Annotated in this window: 12 protein-coding genes and 2 rRNA genes (1 of these 14 running past the window's edge); 8 read left to right on the top strand and 6 right to left on the bottom strand. The window is 55.4% G+C overall.

The features are described 5' to 3' along the window. From JQC75_RS01250 to JQC75_RS01260, 3 genes are all read left to right on the top strand, one after another. Positions 1-2,814, top strand: a 23S ribosomal RNA gene (locus tag JQC75_RS01250) (it extends 80 nt beyond the left edge of the window). 145 nt (positions 2,815-2,959) lie between these two features. Continuing rightward, positions 2,960-3,075, top strand: a 5S ribosomal RNA gene (rrf, locus tag JQC75_RS01255). Positions 3,076-3,269: 194 nt separating this feature from the next. Next, complete coding sequence (locus JQC75_RS01260; protein ID WP_203325720.1) at positions 3,270-4,544, top strand: CinA family nicotinamide mononucleotide deamidase-related protein; 1,275 nt, start codon at positions 3,270-3,272, stop codon at positions 4,542-4,544. A 61-nt stretch (positions 4,545-4,605) separates the two neighbouring features. On the opposite strand, the gene JQC75_RS01265 is transcribed toward JQC75_RS01260, so the two are convergent. The 3 genes from JQC75_RS01265 to argE all read right to left on the bottom strand — a co-directional run bounded on the left by JQC75_RS01265 (position 4,606) and on the right by argE (position 9,095). Then, positions 4,606-5,142 carry a YceB family lipoprotein gene (locus JQC75_RS01265; protein ID WP_203325721.1) on the bottom strand — a complete coding sequence of 179 codons (537 nt, stop codon included), beginning with the start codon at positions 5,140-5,142 and terminating at the stop codon, positions 4,606-4,608. Then, complete coding sequence (gene ppc, locus JQC75_RS01270) at positions 5,139-7,802, bottom strand: phosphoenolpyruvate carboxylase (RefSeq protein ID WP_203325722.1); 2,664 nt, start codon at positions 7,800-7,802, stop codon at positions 5,139-5,141. Before ppc ends, JQC75_RS01265 begins: the two co-directional genes overlap by 4 nt. A 141-nt stretch (positions 7,803-7,943) precedes the next feature. Next, positions 7,944-9,095, bottom strand: a complete 1,152-nt coding sequence (gene argE / locus JQC75_RS01275) for an acetylornithine deacetylase (RefSeq protein ID WP_203325723.1) — start codon at positions 9,093-9,095, stop codon at positions 7,944-7,946. 271 nt (positions 9,096-9,366) lie between these two features. Here argE and argC point away from each other — a divergent pair, with 271 nt between their 5' ends. The 5 genes from argC to argH all read left to right on the top strand — a co-directional run bounded on the left by argC (position 9,367) and on the right by argH (position 14,786). Beyond that, positions 9,367-10,347 carry an N-acetyl-gamma-glutamyl-phosphate reductase gene (gene argC / locus JQC75_RS01280; protein ID WP_203325724.1) on the top strand — a complete coding sequence of 327 codons (981 nt, stop codon included), beginning with the start codon at positions 9,367-9,369 and terminating at the stop codon, positions 10,345-10,347. A gap of 15 nt (positions 10,348-10,362) precedes the next feature. Further along, positions 10,363-11,151, top strand: a complete 789-nt coding sequence (argB, locus tag JQC75_RS01285) for an acetylglutamate kinase (protein ID WP_203325725.1) — start codon at positions 10,363-10,365, stop codon at positions 11,149-11,151. Between the two features lie 3 nt (positions 11,152-11,154). Further along, complete coding sequence (locus JQC75_RS01290) at positions 11,155-12,060, top strand: ornithine carbamoyltransferase (RefSeq protein ID WP_203325726.1); 906 nt, start codon at positions 11,155-11,157, stop codon at positions 12,058-12,060. 50 nt (positions 12,061-12,110) lie between these two features. Then, complete coding sequence (locus JQC75_RS01295) at positions 12,111-13,334, top strand: argininosuccinate synthase (protein ID WP_203325727.1); 1,224 nt, start codon at positions 12,111-12,113, stop codon at positions 13,332-13,334. Between the two features lie 81 nt (positions 13,335-13,415). Beyond that, complete coding sequence (argH, locus tag JQC75_RS01300; RefSeq protein ID WP_203325728.1) at positions 13,416-14,786, top strand: argininosuccinate lyase; 1,371 nt, start codon at positions 13,416-13,418, stop codon at positions 14,784-14,786. A gap of 63 nt (positions 14,787-14,849) precedes the next feature. Here argH and JQC75_RS01305 read toward each other — a convergent pair whose 3' ends face one another. From JQC75_RS01305 to JQC75_RS01315, 3 genes are all read right to left on the bottom strand, one after another. Further along, positions 14,850-16,505 carry an AMP-binding protein gene (locus JQC75_RS01305; RefSeq protein WP_203325729.1) on the bottom strand — a complete coding sequence of 552 codons (1,656 nt, stop codon included), beginning with the start codon at positions 16,503-16,505 and terminating at the stop codon, positions 14,850-14,852. 468 nt (positions 16,506-16,973) lie between these two features. Further along, the gene (gene trmH, locus JQC75_RS01310; protein ID WP_203325730.1) at positions 16,974-17,699 is read right to left on the bottom strand and encodes a tRNA (guanosine(18)-2'-O)-methyltransferase TrmH; all 726 of its coding nucleotides are present in this window, start codon (positions 17,697-17,699) and stop codon (positions 16,974-16,976) included. Between the two features lie 68 nt (positions 17,700-17,767). Beyond that, positions 17,768-18,151 (bottom strand): RidA family protein, encoded by a 384-nt coding sequence (locus tag JQC75_RS01315; protein ID WP_203325731.1) that lies wholly within the window; start codon positions 18,149-18,151, stop codon positions 17,768-17,770. Between the last annotated feature and the right edge of the window lie 25 nt (positions 18,152-18,176).

Consider the following 18,176-nt stretch of genomic DNA (forward strand, 5'->3'; position numbering starts at 1 on the left):
GTGAGGTAGTAACAACCGTTATAGCCAGCGATGTCCGAATGGGGAAACCCGGCAGCATAAGCTGTCATCACTACATGAATACATAGTGTAGTGAGGCGAACGAGGGGAACTGAAACATCTAAGTACCCTCAGGAAAAGAAATCAACCGAGATTCCCTCAGTAGCGGCGAGCGAACGGGGATTAGCCCTTAAGTCTTCGGGGTGTTAGTGGAATGGTCTGGAAAGTCCAACGGTACAGGGTGATAGTCCCGTACACGACAACTAACCAAAGATGAAATCGAGTAAGGCGGCACACGTGATATGTTGTCTGAATATGGGGGGACCATCCTCCAAGGCTAAATACTCCTGACTGACCGATAGTGAACCAGTACCGTGAGGGAAAGGCGAAAAGAACCCCTGTGAGGGGAGTGAAATAGAACCTGAAACCGTATACGTACAAGCAGTGGGAGCGGTTCTTGAGACCGTGACTGCGTACCTTTTGTATAATGGGTCAGCGACTTACGTTTTGTAGCGAGGTTAAGCGAATAGCGGAGCCGTAGGGAAACCGAGTGTTAACTGCGCGTTTAGTTGCAAGGCGTAGACCCGAAACCCGGTGATCTAGCCATGGGCAGGTTGAAGGTTGAGTAACATCAACTGGAGGACCGAACCGACTAATGTTGAAAAATTAGCGGATGACTTGTGGCTGGGGGTGAAAGGCCAATCAAACCGGGAGATATCTGGTTCTCCTCGAAAGCTATTTAGGTAGCGCCTCGGACGAACACCTTTGGGGGTAGAGCACTGTTAAGGCTAGGGGGTCATCCCGACTTACCAACCCTTTGCAAACTCCGAATACCAAAGAGTGCTATCCGGGAGACAGACGGCGGGTGCTAACGTCCGTCGTCAAAAGGGAAACAACCCAGACCGTCAGCTAAGGTCCCAAAGTAATTGCTAAGTGGGAAACGATGTGGGAAGGCTTAGACAGCTAGGATGTTGGCTTAGAAGCAGCCATCATTTAAAGAAAGCGTAATAGCTCACTAGTCGAGTCGGCCTGCGCGGAAGATGTAACGGGGCTAAGCAATTCACCGAAGCTACGGGTGTGCACGATAACGTGTACGCGGTAGAGGAGCGTTCTGTAAGCCGTTGAAGGTGAAGGGGTAACCCACACTGGAGGTATCAGAAGTGCGAATGCTGACATGAGTAACGATAAAGGGGGTGAAAAACCCCCTCGCCGAAAGACCAAGGGTTCCTGTCCAACGTTAATCGGGGCAGGGTGAGTCGACCCCTAAGGCGAGGCCGAAAGGCGTAGTCGATGGGAAACGGGTTAATATTCCCGTACTTCTGCTAACTGCGATGGAGAGACGGAGAAGGCTAGGCCAGCACGGCGTTGGTTGTCCGTGTTTAAGGTGGTAGGTAGTGTGCTTAGGCAAATCCGGGCACACATATACCGAGAGCTGATGACGAGGTGCTACGGCACTGAAGTGGTTGATGCCATGCTTCCAGGAAAATCTTCTAAGCTTCAGGTTAGCAGGAATCGTACCCCAAACCGACACAGGTGGTCGGGTAGAGAATACCAAGGCGCTTGAGAGAACTCGGCTGAAGGAACTAGGCAAAATGGTACCGTAACTTCGGGAGAAGGTACGCTGCTGTTGGTGACGGGACTTGCTCCCTGAGCTGACGGCAGTCGCAGATACCAGGTGGCTGCAACTGTTTATCAAAAACACAGCACTGTGCAAACTCGCAAGAGGAAGTATACGGTGTGACGCCTGCCCGGTGCCGGAAGGTTAATTGATTGGGTTATCGCAAGAGAAGCTCATGATCGAAGCCCCGGTAAACGGCGGCCGTAACTATAACGGTCCTAAGGTAGCGAAATTCCTTGTCGGGTAAGTTCCGACCTGCACGAATGGCGTAATGATGGCCACGCTGTCTCCAGCCGAGACTCAGTGAAGTTGAAATTGCGGTGAAGATGCCGTATACCCGCGGCTAGACGGAAAGACCCCGTGAACCTTTACTATAGCTTGGCACTGAACATTGACCCTACATGTGTAGGATAGGTGGGAGACTTTGAAGCGGGAACGCCAGTTCTCGTGGAGTCGACCTTGAAATACCACCCTTGTAGTGTTGATGTTCTAACCTCGGTCCGTGAATCCGGACTAGGGACAGTGCCTGGTGGGTAGTTTGACTGGGGCGGTCTCCTCCCAAAGAGTAACGGAGGAGCACGAAGGTTGGCTAAACACGGTCGGACATCGTGTGGTTAGTGTAATGGCACAAGCCAGCTTAACTGCGAGACAGACACGTCGAGCAGGTACGAAAGTAGGTCATAGTGATCCGGTGGTTCTGCATGGAAGGGCCATCGCTCAACGGATAAAAGGTACTCCGGGGATAACAGGCTGATACCGCCCAAGAGTTCATATCGACGGCGGTGTTTGGCACCTCGATGTCGGCTCATCACATCCTGGGGCTGAAGTCGGTCCCAAGGGTATGGCTGTTCGCCATTTAAAGTGGTACGCGAGCTGGGTTCAGAACGTCGTGAGACAGTTCGGTCCCTATCTGCCGTGGGCGTTGGAAGATTGAGGGGGGTTGCTCCTAGTACGAGAGGACCGGAGTGAACGAACCGCTGGTGTTCGGGTTGTCATGCCAATGGCATTGCCCGGTAGCTACGTTCGGAATCGATAACCGCTGAAAGCATCTAAGCGGGAAGCGAGCCCCAAGATGAGTCTTCCCTTGGACCTTGAGTCCACTGAAGAGCCGTCCGAGACCAGGACGTTGATAGGCAGGGTGTGTAAGCGTTGTGAGGCGTTGAGCTAACCTGTACTAATGACTCGTGCGGCTTAACCATACAACCCAGATGGGTTTTGACTGATGGTTGAAGTAGATAGTCTTGAAGAAACCAGACTTGATTGAAGTGATAACTCAAGCTCGATAAGCGCATCAGCTTTCTAAATTGCATGTTCTTGCTGATAAGCGAGGGCATAACGAATTTGCTTGGTGACAATAGCATTGTGGAACCACCTGATCCCATTCCGAACTCAGAAGTGAAACGCAATCGCGCCGATGGTAGTGTGGGGTCTCCCCATGTGAGAGTAGGTCATTGCCAAGCGCCTAATAAGTGAAGAGGCCACCCAAGCGGGTGGCCTTTTTGCGTTTTTGGCTGCTGAATTCTGTAGCGGTTATTCCCGTTTTCACAAAGCTTTACAGCATTCGCTGAATTAATACTTGAGATACACCCCCGGGCTATTGCTATGATTTCCGCGCTTCCCTACCTTATAGCCAACTTATATCGAAGGAGCGGGCATGAAGCTTGAGATGATTTGCACCGGTGAAGAGGTGCTGGCAGGCCAGATAGTGGATACCAATGCCGCATGGTTTGCCAATCTGATGATGGAAAACGGTATAGAAGTTCAGCGCCGGGTCACTGTGGGTGACAGGCTTGAAGATCTGGTATCGGTGTTTCAGGAGCGCAGTCTCCATGCGGATGTGATATTGGTAAATGGCGGCCTGGGCCCGACGTCTGATGATATGTCTGCTGAAGCTATGGCCAAAGCCAAGGGAGAATCTCTGGTAGAGAACGCAGAGTGGGCCGAACGTTTACACGATTGGTTTACCCGTCACGGCCGTGAAATGCCAAAGAGCAATATCAAGCAGGCTTGGTTGCCCGAGTCAGCCGTGATGGTGGATAACCCCGTCGGCACTGCCTGTGGCTTCAGGGTAAAACTCAATCGGGCCTGGCTCTTTTTTACTCCCGGGGTACCGTTTGAATTCAAGCAGATGGTGGAAGAGCAGTTCCTGCCCTTTGTGAAACAAACCTTCGATGCCGGCAGCCAGGTAGCGCTGCGTAAGTTGCTTACCCTTGGCCGCGGTGAGTCCTCATTGGCCGATGAACTCGAGGCCATGGTACTCCCTGAGGGTATTACTCTGGGTTACCGCTCTTTTATGCCTTACATCGAAATCAAGGTGTTTGCCCGAGGTAACCAGGCAATCAAGGCGCTCGATACAGTGACCGATGAAATCGCTGCGCGGCTGGGTAATGTGGTGGTCGCGGAAAACCGTACCTCCCTTGAAGAAGAGATCCACACCAGGCTGCACAACTCAGGTATGAGCCTCAGTGTGGCCGAGTCCTGTACCGGTGGCCTTATCACCAGTCAGTTGGTTGGCTTTCCCGGCAGCTCGTCTTATTTGCATCAGGGACTGGTGACTTACAGCAATGAGTCCAAGGTGAGGGTGCTTGGGGTATCGCCCCAGACATTGGATGACTACGGCGCCGTATCTATCCAAACTGTTGAAGAGATGGCCAGAGGTGCCCGCGCAATTCTGGACAGCGACTATGCGCTGGCCACCAGTGGTATTGCCGGCCCCGATGGCGGCACGGAGGAAAAGCCGGTCGGTACGGTAGCGATTGCCCTTGCCACCAAGGGCGGGGTTTACAGTCAGATGGTGAAATTGCCTCGCCGCTCCCGGGACATGGTGCGTAAGGTCAGTGCTGCGGTTGCCTATGACATGCTGCGCCGTGAGCTTAATGGCGAAGCCGTGATTGTGGACTACAGCTCCATCACTCGTTATCCCAAATAATGATTTCACCAAATAAAAACGCGGCTTAAGGGCCGCGTTTTTATTTGTGCTGACGAATCTCTCAGCGAGTGAACTCCAGCACCAGCTTACCGGGTTTCACTGTGATCCGCTCTGTCATCTCGGCCAGTTTGGCCTGAGCCGCATCTTCTGTATCCAACACATACACAGGCTGGCTCTCGAGGAAGCTTTTCACCACCCGCATCAGCTCCGGTGCCAGGTCTTGCAACAGACGCTTGAGCTCTGCCGGATTGGCGCTCACATCCACCAGTTGCAAGTCTTTCAGGTACACGCCGTGGGCCTGTTTGTCGTACCAGGGCTTGGCCTCAAAGGTTGTGGTGAGGGTTGCCCTAAGCGGAATGAGCGGCGTTTTCACCTCGGCAAGGCTGGTTGCGGTAACCGCCATGGTGTCTGCCTTGTGCCCAAGCTTTACCTCTATTTGGTTTACCGACACCCGGGCGCCCAACGGGCCAGAGTTATCTTTCACCTCAAGGCCAATTTCCTTATTGAGGTAGGATGCCATTTCCCGCTCAGTGATGCTGTACTGGCTAACACAGCCAGACAGCAACAACAGCGTAGACATTGCCAGCAGGCGGATCATCCGGTGTTCCTCATACCCGCTGCGACACCGGCAATGGTAAGCATCAGTGCCAGTTGCACCGAATCAGAGGGCGTTTCCTCCCGACGGGTACGGCCAAGGAGCTCTGCCTGGAGGAAGTTCAGCGGGTCGATGTAGGGGTTTCTCAGTCTTACTGACTCACGGTTCCAGGGGGTGTGGGCCATCAGGCTGTCTTCACTTGTGAGTGCCAGTACTGCATCTATGCCGAGCGCCAAGCGTTCGCGCAGAGTTACTCCCAGATGATGCAAAGATTCAGGCACCAGGCACTGTTCGTAATAACGGGCCAGATTCGGCTCGGCCTTGCTGTAGACCATTTCCAGCATGGAAATACGGGTATTAAAGAAGGGCCAGTCCTGTTCCATTTCCCGCAGCAGGCCAAGTTCACCACGATCGGCGGCGGCTTTCAGTGCCTCACCGGCACCGAGCCAGGCAGGCAACATCAAGCGGTTTTGCGACCAGGCAAAGATCCAGGGGATGGCACGCAGACTCTCAATACCACCATCGACACGACGCTTGGCCGGGCGACTGCCCAATGGCAGCTTACCCAGCTCTACTTCAGGCGTTGCGGCGCGGAAGTAAGGCACAAAGTCAGGCTCCTGACGCACTATGCCACGATACGCTTCTACCGATTCATCGGCGATGCGCTGCATGGCATTGCGCCATTCCTGCCTGGGCTCGGGCGGTGGCAGCAGGGTCGCTTCCAGTACCGCAGAGGTATAGAGCGCCAGTGACTGTACTGCGAGCTTGGGCAGACCGAACTTAAAGCGGATCATTTCGCCTTGCTCGGTGACCCGAATCCGACCGTCGACGCTGCCGGGTGGCTGGGACAGAATGGCCTTGTGGGCAGGGCCACCGCCGCGGCCAATGGTGCCACCACGGCCGTGGAACAGAGTCAGCTTCACGCCGGCTTTGTTGCAGACCTTCACCAATTGCTCCTGAGCACGGTACTGTGCCCAGGCAGCTGCCATCACCCCGGCATCCTTGGCGGAGTCGGAGTAACCAATCATCACTTCCTGCATCCCCTTGGTGTAACCGCGGTACCAGTCGATATCCAGCAGTGCGGTAATACAATCGGCGGCGTTGTTCAGGTCGTCGAGGGTCTCAAACAGGGGGACCACACGGATGGGGTAACTGCAGCCGGACTCTTTAAGCAGCAACAATACCGCCAGTACATCCGATGGCAGGCTCGCCATGGAGATGACATAAGACCCCAGGGCTTGCTGGGGCTGCGTGCCCACCAGGCGACAGGTAGCCAGTACTTCAGCAACCTCATCAGAAGGTTTCCAGTTGCCGGGAATAAGCGGCCTGCGGCCACTGAGTTCCTTCAGCAGGAAGGCTTGCTTTTCGGCCTCGCTCCAATGGGCGTAATCCCCCAGGCCCAGATAACGGGTCAGCTCGGCAATGGCAGCTTCGTGGCGGCCGGCGTCCTGGCGAATATCCAGCCTCAGCATATGGATACCGAAGCAGGCCAGACGACGCAGCATGTCCAGCAGACGGCCATTGGCGATGAGGCGCATACCTGAGTCGCACAGGCTTTGGTACAGCAGCTTGAGTGGTTTTTCCAGATCCTGCTGTTCCCAGATAATCTCATCACGGGCAACTTCGGGGTGGTGGCCTTCAAGGCGGGCGTTGAGGAAGTCGATGGTATTGCGCAGTTTGCTGCGCAGGCTTCGCAGTACATCCCGGTATGGTTCGCAGGAGTTGTTGCTGTAGGCCATGAGTTCGGCGTTGGCTTCTTCCATCGACAGCTCGCCGACCAGCTCCACCACGTCTTTCAGATACAGGCGCGCGGCGGTGTGGCGATTGCGGTCCAATACTTCGGCAGTGACCTTGGCGGTCACGAAGGGGTTGCCATCACGGTCGCCGCCCATCCAGCTGGAAAAGCGCACCGGCGCCATGTCTGTGGGGATTTGGGTGCCGGTAGCTTCTTCCACCTGATCGTTCAACTGGCGCAAAAAGTCGGGAACCGCATGCCACAGGGAGGTTTCTATGGTAGACAGCCCCCAGCGGGCTTCGTCAACCGGGGTGGGGCGCTCACGGCGGATTTCATTGGTGTGCCAGATTTGCGCAATCAGTTGCCGCAACCTGAGGGTTTGGCTCTTGTGCTCGCGTTCGGTGAGCTGCGGGTTTTCCAAATTCTGCAAACAATCGACGATGGCAGAATACTTTTGAATAAGCGTACGGCGGCTGATTTCAGTAGGGTGGGCCGTCAGCACCAGATCTATATCCAGCGCCTTGAGGGTGGTGAGCATTTGCTTTTTATCCACCTGGCTGCCGAGCATTCTGCCAAGAAGCTGCTCCACCGGGTCTGGTACACACACCAGCTCGTCACAGTTACGGCTGATGGTGTGGAATTGCTCGGCTATGTTGGCCAGGTTCAGAAACTGGTTAAAGGCTTTGGCAAAGGGAACCAGTTCTTCGTCGGGCAATTGACCGAGCAGGGCCAGCATTTTTGCCCTTGCCTCGTCATCACCGCTGCGGCTGTCCTTGGCGAGCAGGCGGATCTGCTCGACCTTATCCAGAAAGGCTTCGCCAAGGTGCTCCTTCATGGTGTCGCCCAGGATTTGTCCCATCATGCCCACGTTCGCCCTGAGCTGGGCGTACATGTCTGTTACTTTCTCGGTACCCTTTACGTCTGTCATGGTATCTCCACTTGCGGGATTACTATTCACGGGTTGTCAGCCAAAGCCGTTCAAGCACAATAAACAGCCCTGCGTTCGGGGTCAACCGACCAAGGTCAATTGGTCAGTCCAATTGTGGTATTTTCGATGTCGGTTTGCGTTTTATTGAATACAGGCTTTATGGATCAACTGTTTCAACAATTCCACCGTGGGTTTGAGCTGATCCATTGCCATATATTCATCGGGCTGATGGGCCTGGTTGATGCTTCCCGGCCCCAGTACCAAGGTTTGGCATCCCAGTTTATTGATATAAGGCGCTTCGGTGGCGTAGTTCACCACTTCGGCCTCTTGACCGGAAAGGCTCTCGACCAACCGGGTCCAGGCGCTGTCCTTTACTCCGGCAAAGGCTTCGCTGCCGGGATAGAGGGTGCGGATGTCGACTGCCCCGGGATAGTCGCGATTGATTTCCTGCAGATAGTTGATAAGCATCAGCTCTAAATCCTCCAGTGCCAGGCCCGGCAGTGGGCGAATGTCCAGATGCAAATCACAGCAGCCACAGATGCGGTTGGCGGCATCGCCTCCGTGGATATGGCCAAAGTTCATGGTGGGATAAGGCACGCTGAAGGCGTCTTCGCGGTAATTGTCGGCGAGGTGTTGTTTGAGCTTCAGCAGTTGCCCTATTACTTTGTGCATGATTTCGATGGCATTGAGGCCACGGCCAGGATCTGAGGAGTGGCCGCTGCGGCCCGTAATGCGTATCCCCTGTGCCAGATGCCCCTTGTGCATATACACAGGCTTGAGGCTCGTGGGCTCGCCTATGATGGCGTATTCCGGGCGAATGCCCGTCTCGGCTGCAAATGCCTTGGCGCCTTCCATGGTGGTTTCTTCATCGGCGCTGGCAAAGATGTAAAGCGGCTTTTGCAGTTTATTCAGGGGCAAATCCTTCACCGCTTCCAGGATCAGCGCAAAAAAACCTTTCATATCGCAGCTGCCAAGGCCGTACCAGCGGTTGTCTTTCTCGGTCAGGATAAAGGGATCCTGGCTCCAGCGGCCTTCATCGAAGGGAACCGTGTCAGTATGTCCTGCCAATAGCAGGCCACCTTCACCGCTGCCGATTTTGGCCAGCAAATTCCGTTTGTCGCGGGTGCCTGCTACCTTTGTTACTTGACAGTCAAATCCCAGATCCGAAAACCAGTCGTTCAGCAGGGTGATAACTGAATGGTTACTCATATCCAGTTGTGGTTCGGTTGCACTGATGGATGGTGCATAAATGAGCGAGGAGAAACGACTCTTGAGATCTGGAATGACTTTCACCACAAATTTCCTTGAAATAGATATTCATACATATTGCATAATTAAAGAGTTGTGTTAGTCTGGCAAACAGCCGGGACCAGCACCATAGCCAAGGCCTCGAGATGAATGAGTATATGGTTGAATTAAACATTAACTTCAAGACAGTGTTTGCACATCCTCACTTCCTGCGACGATAGCTGACTGCACAGGGCGTCATGCCGGGCTGCTAACCCTATTTCAGGTAATTCAATCCAACTATCTATTTGAACAAATTTTAATGAGTCAGGAAATCATGAAAAAGATCGCCATTATTGGTGCCAGCGGCTATACAGGCGCGCAGCTCACAGCCCTTATTGATGCTGAGCCGCACCTGCAAGTCCAGGGCCTCTATGTGTCTGAAGGCAGTGCCGACAAAGGCAAGCCTCTGTCCTCTCTTTATCCGGTGTACAGCCATCTGAAATATTGCCTGTCACCCCTGACCGCTGAAGCCAAAGACGCCATAGTTGCCGAGGCAGACGCGGTTGCCCTTGCCACCGAACACTCAGTGTCATTGGAACTTGCCGCCTATTTCTATGAAAAAGGCCTGGCCGTGTTTGATTTAAGCGGTGCCTACCGCTTTGCCGATACGGCGCAGTATCCCAAGTGGTATGGGTTTGAGCACAGTCATCCCGAGGTACTGGCCAAGGCTGTTTACGGCCTCGCCGAGTGGAATGCCGATGCCGTGGCAGCGACCCGCATGATTGCTGTGCCGGGATGTTATCCAACGGCCTCTCTCACGGCTCTGAAACCCCTCAAAGCCATGCTGACCGAAGCGCGCCCCGTGATTAACGCCGTCAGCGGTGTGACAGGTGCCGGCCGCAAGGCGCAGCTGCACACCAGCTTTTGCGAAGTAAGCCTGACGCCCTATGGCGTGCTGGGCCACAGACATCAACCGGAAATTGCCACCCAGTTGGGTCAGGAAGTGATTTTCACACCGCATCTGGGCAATTTTAAGCGCGGCATTCTGGCCACCATCACGGTGCAATTAAAGCCGGGTATCAGCCGTGAAGACGTTGCCAAGGCCTACAGCGTGTATGACCAGAGCCCCATAGTGACGGTGAAAGAAGGCCAGTTCCCCAAGGTGGACGATGTGGTTTTCACCCCCAATTGTCACCTGGGTTGGAAGTTTGATGAAGACAGCGGCTATCTGGTGGTTGCCAGTGCCATCGACAATTTGATGAAGGGCGCTGCCAGTCAGGCACTTCAATGCATAAAAATTCATTTTGGCGTTTAAGGCGGGAGCATCGGAATGTCAGTAACTAACAAAGTATTGGTTCTCAAAGTGGGCGGCGCCCTGCTGCAGTGCGAAATGGGCATGGCCAGACTGATGGACACGGCCAGACAGCTGCTGGAAAAAGGCGAGCAGGTTGTGCTGGTGCACGGCGGCGGTTGCCTGGTTGACGAGCAGCTTAAAGCCAATGGCATGGAGACCGTCAAGCTTGAAGGTCTGCGGGTCACTCCTGCCGAGCAGATGCCCATTATCGCCGGTGCGCTGGCGGGTACCTCCAACAAGTTGCTCCAGGGCGCTGCGGCCAAAGCCGGTGTGGTGAGCATGGGTATGAGCCTGTGTGATGCCAACATGGTGACTGCGGTCATTAAAGATGAGCGCCTGGGCATGGTCGGTGAAGTCAGTCCCAAAGATGCCAAGGCACTGGAATTTATTCTTGCCCAGGGCTGGCTGCCGATTATCAGCTCCATCGCCATGAGCGATGAAGGTGAGCTGCTCAACGTCAATGCCGATCAGGCGGCCTCAGTGCTGGCCAAGCTCCTTGGCGGCAAGTTGGTGCTCCTGTCCGACGTCTCGGGTGTGCTCGACGGTAAAGGTAAGTTAATTCCCAGTTTGAACAGCCAGGAGATAGACGAGCTGGTCAAGCTGGGTGTGATCGAAAAAGGCATGAAAGTCAAAGTAGAAGCTGCACTGGAAGTTGCCCAGTGGCTGGGACAACCGGTACAGGTTGCCTCGTGGCGTGACAGCGGCCAAATGGCTGCGTTAATCAAGGGTGAGGCCGTGGGCACACAGATACAACCTCAGGAGTAATATATGAAGCATTTGATATCGATAAAAGAACTGACGCAAAAGCAGATGTTGGATCTGCTGACTCTGGCAAAGGAGATCAAGGCCGACCCGGCCAAATACTCCCGCGCACTGGCGGGCAAGAGTGTGGTAATGCTGTTTGAAAAGCCTTCTCTGCGCACCCGCGTCAGCTTCGATATCGGTATCAATAAGCTCGGCGGTCACTGCCTGTATCTGGATCAGCAAAATGGTGCATTGGGCAAGCGCGAGTCGGTAAAAGACTTTGCCTCCAACCTGTCTTGCTGGGCCGATGCCATAGTGGCCCGTACCTTCGCCCACGAAACCGTCGAAGGTCTTGCCAAATATGGTCGGGTGCCGGTGATCAATGCCCTGTCGGACCTTTACCACCCCTGTCAGGGATTGGCGGACTTTCTGAGCCTGGCCGAAAAGTTTGACGACCTGTCCAAGGTACGTTTGGCCTACGTGGGTGATGGCAATAACGTCAGCCACTCTCTGATGTACGGCGCCGCCTTGCTCGGCGCTACCATGACGGTGATCTGCCCACCAGGGCACTTCCCCGATGGCTTTGAGGTGCAGCAGGCGCAGCAAATTGCCGCGGCCCACGGTGGCAAACTGGTGTTAACCTCTGATATCAATGCTATAGAAGGCCACGATGCCGTCTACACTGATACCTGGATCTCCATGGGCGACAACACGGCGCTGACCGATATCAAGGCGAAATTTGCGCCTTATCAGGTTAACAAGGCGCTGATGGACAAGGCCGGAGCCAGCTACTTTATGCATTGTCTGCCTGCGCACCGCGGCCTGGAAGTGACCGATGAGGTGATGGACGGTGAAGGTTCCCTCATCCTGGATCAGGCCGAGAACCGCATGCACGCACAAAACGCAGTGTTGGTCACACTGCTCGGATAAATTCAATCTATTGAGTCAACGGCGCCCCACGCGCCTCTTGGGAAACAGTTATGGCAATCGAAAACAGCAAAACCGGCGTCAAGAAAGTAGTACTGGCCTATTCAGGCGGTCTGGACACCTCGGCCATCATTCCGTGGCTGAAGGAAAACTATGATAACTGCGAAATCGTCGCCTTCTGCGCCGACGTGGGCCAGGGTGAAGAAGAGCTGGTGGGCCTGACCGAAAAGGCCCTTGCCTCAGGCGCGAGTGAGTGTCACATCGTTGACCTGAAAGAAGAATTTGTTAAAGACTACATCTACCCCACCATAGCGACTGGTGCCATTTACGAAGGCACTTACCTGCTGGGTACCTCCATGGCCCGTCCTATAATCGCCAAGGCGCAGGTGGAAGTGGCCCGCAAAGTGGGCGCCGATGCCCTGTGCCACGGTTGTACCGGCAAGGGTAATGACCAGGTGCGATTCGAAGGCTGTTTCGCCGCGCTGGCTCCCGACCTGAAAGTGATTGCTCCATGGCGTGAGTGGGACATGGAAAGCCGTGAAGATCTGCTGGCTTATCTTGCCGAGCGCAACATCAAGACCTCGGCTTCTGCCACCAAGATTTACAGCCGTGATGCCAACGCCTGGCACATCTCCCACGAAGGTGGCGAGCTGGAAGACCCGTGGAACGAGCCTTCCAAGCATGTATGGACCATGACAGTGGATCCGCTGGATGCGCCCGACGAGCCCGAGTACGTGACCCTCAAGGTTGAAAATGCCCGTGTGACCGAGGTGAATGGCGAGGCCCTGAGCCCGTACCAGGCGCTGATGAAGCTCAATGCCATTGCCGCGCCCCATGGTGTTGGCCGTATCGACATTACCGAAAACCGGCTGGTGGGTATGAAGTCCCGCGGCTGCTACGAAACCCCCGGCGGTACCGTGATGTTTGCCGCCCTGCGTGCGGTGGAAGAGCTGGTGCTGGACAAGAGCAGCCGCGAATGGCGTGAACAGGTTGCTGCCCGTATGGCACACCTGGTGTACGACGGCCGCTGGTTCACTCCACTGTGTGACTCTCTGCTGGCCGCTTCCGAGTCGCTGGCGACCATGGTCAACGGTGAGGTGGTGGTTAAGCTCTACAAGGGGCAGGCAGTGCCGGTGAAGAAGCGTTCACCCAACAGCCTCTACTCAGAAGCCTTTGCCACCTTCGGTCAGGACAGCGTGTACGATCAGAAACACGCCGAAGGCTTTATCCGCCTCTACTCGCTGGCAAGCCGTATCCGCGCTTACAACACCAAGTAAGCCGCCTTGTCAGTCAGGGGGCCAGTTTTGGCCCCCATTCATTTTTAGTTCCGGGCGCGCCCGGGCAGAAGGAGAATTGCTATGGCCTTGTGGGGCGGCAGATTTCAGGGGCAAGCCAGTGCCCTGTTCCAACTCTTTAACGATTCACTGCCGGTAGACTACCGACTGTTCGTCCAGGACGTGGAAGGCTCCATCGCCTGGGCCGATGCCATTGCCAGTGTGGGCATTTTGAATGCCGACGAATGCAGCCGCCTAAAGGCTGCCCTTTCCGAGCTGCTTGAAGAAGTGGGCGAGGATGAGTCGGCCATCATCGGCAGCGGCGCCGAAGACATTCACAGCTTTGTGGAAACCAAACTGATTGAAAAGGTCGGCGACCTCGGTAAAAAACTGCATACCGGCCGTTCCCGTAACGACCAGGTGGCCACCGACCTCAAGCTGTGGTGCAAGGCATCTGGCGGCCTGCTGGAAACCAAGCTTACCGCCGTGGTTCAGGCCCTGCTGGCGCTGGCAAGCCGTGAGCTGGATGCCGTGATGCCCGGCTACACCCACCTGCAGCGGGCACAGCCAGTGACCTTTGGTCACTGGTGTCTGGCCTATGTGGAAATGTTGGAGCGGGACTTGTCCCGTCTTGCCGATGCTTTGAAGCGCCTTAACACTTGCCCACTGGGCTCGGGCGCGCTGGCGGGCACTGCCTATGCTATCGACCGCCATGCACTGGCCGCCGCGCTGGGCTTTGGTGGACCAACCCTTAACAGTCTGGATTCGGTCTCCGACCGTGACCATGTGGTGGAGCTCTGCGCCGCGGCGTCACTGTCCATGATGCACCTGTCGCGGCTGGCGGAAGACCTGATTTTCTTCAACACGGGTGAAGCGGCTTTTGTGGAGCTGGCCGATAACGTCACCTCGGGTTCATCCCTGATGCCACAGAAGAAAAACCCCGATGCGCTGGAGCTTATCCGTGGTAAAACCGGCCGCGTCTACGGCAATCTGATGGGCATTCTCACCACCATGAAGGCGCTGCCTCTGGCCTACAACAAGGACATGCAGGAAGACAAAGAAGGCCTGTTCGATACCTTGGACAGCTGGGGCATTTGTCTCGATATGGCGTCGCTGGTGCTGGAAGGGGTGAAGGTAAACCGTGACAACGCCAAACAGGCGGCCCAGGCGGGTTATGCCAACGCCACTGAGCTTGCCGACTATCTGGTAGCCAAGGGCATGCCGTTCCGTGAGGCGCACCATGTGGTGGGCGAAGTGGTGCTGCATGCCATCAGTAAGGGACAGGCGCTGGAAGCCTTGCCTCTGGCCGAGCTGCAATCCTTTGCTGCCGTGATTGGCGATGATGTGTATCCGCACCTCAGCCTGGATGAATGCCTGGCAAAGCGCGATGTGCTGGGTGGCACCGCCATCAAGCAGGTCACTGCGGCGCTGGCGGCCAAACAGCAGCAGTATTGAGTGCAGCGTTGCCGGCAATAAAAAAGCTCGCCATTTGGCGAGCTTTTTTATTGTGGTAAGGGATTAAATTTCGTCTTCCCAGATAACCTTGGCACCGCGTACGCCGTCGACCTTCGCCGAGAAGCGGCTTTCCAGTACATGACGTTTGATTTTAAGCGTTGGGGTGAGCACGTCGTTTTCGATGGTCCAGGGCTCAGTCACCACGACCACGGCATCCACGGTTTCGTGGGACTCCAGATTCGGGTTTACCGCATCCAGAGTGGCCTTGATGGAGACCCGCACTTCTTCACGCGCCTGCAGGGTGGCACCGTCTGACAGCTGCACCAGCGCTATGGGGTGCGGCAGACCGGAGCCAATGACGCAAATCAGCTCCACATGGGGATCCTGAGCCAGCTTGCGCTCGATGGGCACAGGCGCCACGTATTTGCCCTTGGCAGTTTTGAAGTTGTCCTTTACCCGACCCGTGATACTGACGCAACCATCCTCATCGATGGCGCACAGGTCGCCGGTGTAGAAGAAGCCATCTTCATCGAAGGCGGCCGCCGTGGCTTCGGGCTGCTGATAGTAGCCACTCATCAGCCCGGGACTCTTGACCATGAGTTCACCGCTTTCACTGCGACGCACCAGGCAGCCTTCCACCGGTTTACCCACGGTGCCTATTTTGCTGGCGTCGAAGGGGTAGTTGATGATGGAGTACGCACAGTTTTCGGTCATGCCCCAGGCTTCACAGATGTTAAGGCCAATGCTGTGGTACCACTGAATAAGTGAAGGTGGAATAGGCGCAGAACCTGAACCCAGCAGACGGCACTTATCCAGCCCAAGCCCCTTGTGAATTTTGCGTTTTACCAGATAGCTGATGAGGGGCAACTTGAGCAGGAAGTTGAGCTTATCGAAGCCCACCTTGTCGATAATGTTTTTCTGGAACAGGGTCCACAGACGTGGCACCGAAAAGAATACGGTTGGGCGCATGCGCTGCACGTCGGCGACAAAGGTATCCAGGCTCTCCACAAAAGCCACAGCGCTGCCGGAATAGAAGGATGAGCCTTCGATGGCAACCCGTTCGGTGATATGGGCGAGCGGCAGGTAAGACAACAATCTATCTTCACCGTCGGTCTTGAGATCCCGCACCACGGCGTTACAAGTCCAGCAATAGCTGCCAAAGGTTTGAATGGCGCCTTTGGGACTGCCGGTGGAGCCCGAGGTGTAAATCAGGGTCATGGTATCTTCCATGGCAGGCAGCGGCGCGTCAGTCAGCGGTTGCCCCATGGTAAGCAGCTGTTCCCAGCCGTATTGGGTCGGCATGGTGTCGTAGGGGAACGACATGCGCAAAATACTGCCGCCAACACCGGCTTCCTGCTCGGCCCAGTGATCCAGCTTACCGATGAAAATAGCCTTGGAGCCACTGTGCTCAAGCACGTAGCGGATGGTATCGGCATTGGCCGTGGGGTAGATAGGTACGCTGATATAACCGCCATGCATTAACGCCAGATCGGTTATAAACCACTCGGCGCAGTTCTTGGACAGTACGGCGACCTTGTCTCCGGGCACCAGACCAAGATGCCTGAGCGAGCCGGCAATTTGCTCCATCTGGCGTTTCACATCCCGCCAGCTGAAATCACGGTATTGGCCGTTCACCGGCTGGCGCAAGTAAACCTTGTCACCCTGGGTCTGCACCCAGTGTTCGAGCATCTCTACAGGAGTCTTGATAGTGGCTTGCATCGCTACTTCCATCTTGTTTGTTATCTTTATCGGCGTTAAATCGGTGTTAAACGCACGTTTAACTTCCAGTATGTCTATTTTTCCCCAGCCTCGCAAATGGTTTCATGCAGCCCGGAAATGGGGGAGTGATGTGTGGTTTCACTCCGAATAGACAAACTTGCAGACCTTTAAAATCATCCAGTTAGCATGATGCTAGTATCGGCTTAGCCAAATTGAAAGCGATAGTTCCCGGATTCGTCTCTCCTTAAAACGGAAGCTTGGTATGCCGGAAGTTAATCATTATCAACTGGCCAAAGAATGATGATGTCCCCGGTGTTGTCACGTTTAAGGCAATATCAAGGTGCTCAAATGCGCCAAAGAGCTTTGACGATGGCACCCCTGTTATGTGCTGCAACCGTAACATGCCGAGGCGGAACAACATGCTTGTTACCCCGGATTATAGACGCTTCAGCCTGATGCAAAGCTGAATTACATGCGGCGCTGGCGGCCGCGTTCGGGGCGCGGGGACTCGGGATCGGCTTCGCGCATCTTTTGCCACCATTCGGGCGGCGCGATGATTTGGCCAGTTTCATCAATGGCGGGGTAGGCCAGTCCCTTGCGGCGGCAGGCCTTGGCATAGATGGGATGGCCTTGCTCGAAGAGCAGCTTCTGGCAGTAGGCATCATCCAGTTTGCGGCAGCCGTACATGCCTGCCGCCCGGCGCTGGCGCTCGGCTTCAAACAGTACCAGGGCGCCGGCCACTGAGACATTCAGCGACTGCACCATGCCCACCATGGGAATAATCATTTCGGCATCGGCAAGGCGCACCGCCTCATCACTGACACCGTTTTTCTCGTGCCCGAGGACGATGGCGGTGGGCCTGGTGTAATCAATTTCGCGAAAGTCTTTGGCGTTGGCGGAGAAATTGGTCACTACTACCTGCATGCCGTCGGCCTTGAGGGCGGTGATGGCATCGGTCACGGTGGCATGGCGCAGGGTTTTAACCCACTGCTGGCTGCCCGAGGCGGTATTGCCGGACACCCGCATGGCGCTTTCGGGCCACACCGCATGCAGCTGGTGGACACCCACGGCATCGGCACTGCGCAGCACCGCAGCGATGTTGTTGGTCTTGTGGACCTGGTCGAGTAAGACGGTCAGATCCGGTTGACGGTTGTCCAGCATCTCATTGATGCGGGCAAAGCGTTCCGGGCTCATGGAATCATTCCTGTGTAAATCGTGAAAAAACAAAAGGGCGCCGAGGCGCCCTGCAGATGGGGAAGCGATTAGAGCTCCATCACCCCATCCATTTCTACCTGCGAGCCCCGTGGCAGCTCTTTCACGCCGATGGCGGCGCGGGCAGGGTAGGGCTCGCTGAAGTAACGGCCCATGATCTCATTGACTTTGGCGAAGTTCGACAGGTCAGTGAGGAAGATATTCAGCTTGGCGATGTCGGCAAAACTGCCACCGGCGGCTTCGCATACGGCCTTGAGGTTTTCAAACACCTGCACGGTCTGGGCTTCAAAGTCGTCGCCAACCAGAGTCATGGTGGCGGGATCCAGTGGGATCTGGCCAGACAGATACACGGTAGAGCCGACCTTCACGGCCTGGGAATAGGTACCGATAGCCGCTGGAGCCTTGTCGGTGGCGATAATGGTTTTTTCAGCCATAGGGTTCTCTCTTATAGGGAAATGA

Source organism: Shewanella litorisediminis (genome assembly GCF_016834455.1).
In the GTDB taxonomy this organism is placed as follows: Bacteria; Pseudomonadota; Gammaproteobacteria; order Enterobacterales; family Shewanellaceae; genus Shewanella; species Shewanella litorisediminis.

Excerpts from the sequence above, each read along its gene's own strand:
- JQC75_RS01260 (WP_203325720.1), top strand. The coding sequence starts at position 3,270 with ATGAAGCTTGAGATGATTTGCACCGGTGAAGAGGTGCTGGCAGGCCAG.
- trmH (WP_203325730.1), bottom strand. The coding sequence starts at position 17,699 with ATGAGCCCGGAACGCTTTGCCCGCATCAATGAGATGCTGGACAACCGT.
- ppc (WP_203325722.1), bottom strand. The coding sequence starts at position 7,802 with ATGACAGACGTAAAGGGTACCGAGAAAGTAACAGACATGTACGCCCAG.
- argC (WP_203325724.1), top strand. The coding sequence starts at position 9,367 with ATGAAAAAGATCGCCATTATTGGTGCCAGCGGCTATACAGGCGCGCAG.
- JQC75_RS01265 (WP_203325721.1), bottom strand. The coding sequence starts at position 5,142 with ATGATCCGCCTGCTGGCAATGTCTACGCTGTTGTTGCTGTCTGGCTGT.
- JQC75_RS01315 (WP_203325731.1), bottom strand. The coding sequence starts at position 18,151 with ATGGCTGAAAAAACCATTATCGCCACCGACAAGGCTCCAGCGGCTATC.
- JQC75_RS01290 (WP_203325726.1), top strand. The coding sequence starts at position 11,155 with ATGAAGCATTTGATATCGATAAAAGAACTGACGCAAAAGCAGATGTTG.
- argB (WP_203325725.1), top strand. The coding sequence starts at position 10,363 with ATGTCAGTAACTAACAAAGTATTGGTTCTCAAAGTGGGCGGCGCCCTG.
- argH (WP_203325728.1), top strand. The coding sequence starts at position 13,416 with ATGGCCTTGTGGGGCGGCAGATTTCAGGGGCAAGCCAGTGCCCTGTTC.
- JQC75_RS01305 (WP_203325729.1), bottom strand. The coding sequence starts at position 16,505 with ATGCAAGCCACTATCAAGACTCCTGTAGAGATGCTCGAACACTGGGTG.
- JQC75_RS01295 (WP_203325727.1), top strand. The coding sequence starts at position 12,111 with ATGGCAATCGAAAACAGCAAAACCGGCGTCAAGAAAGTAGTACTGGCC.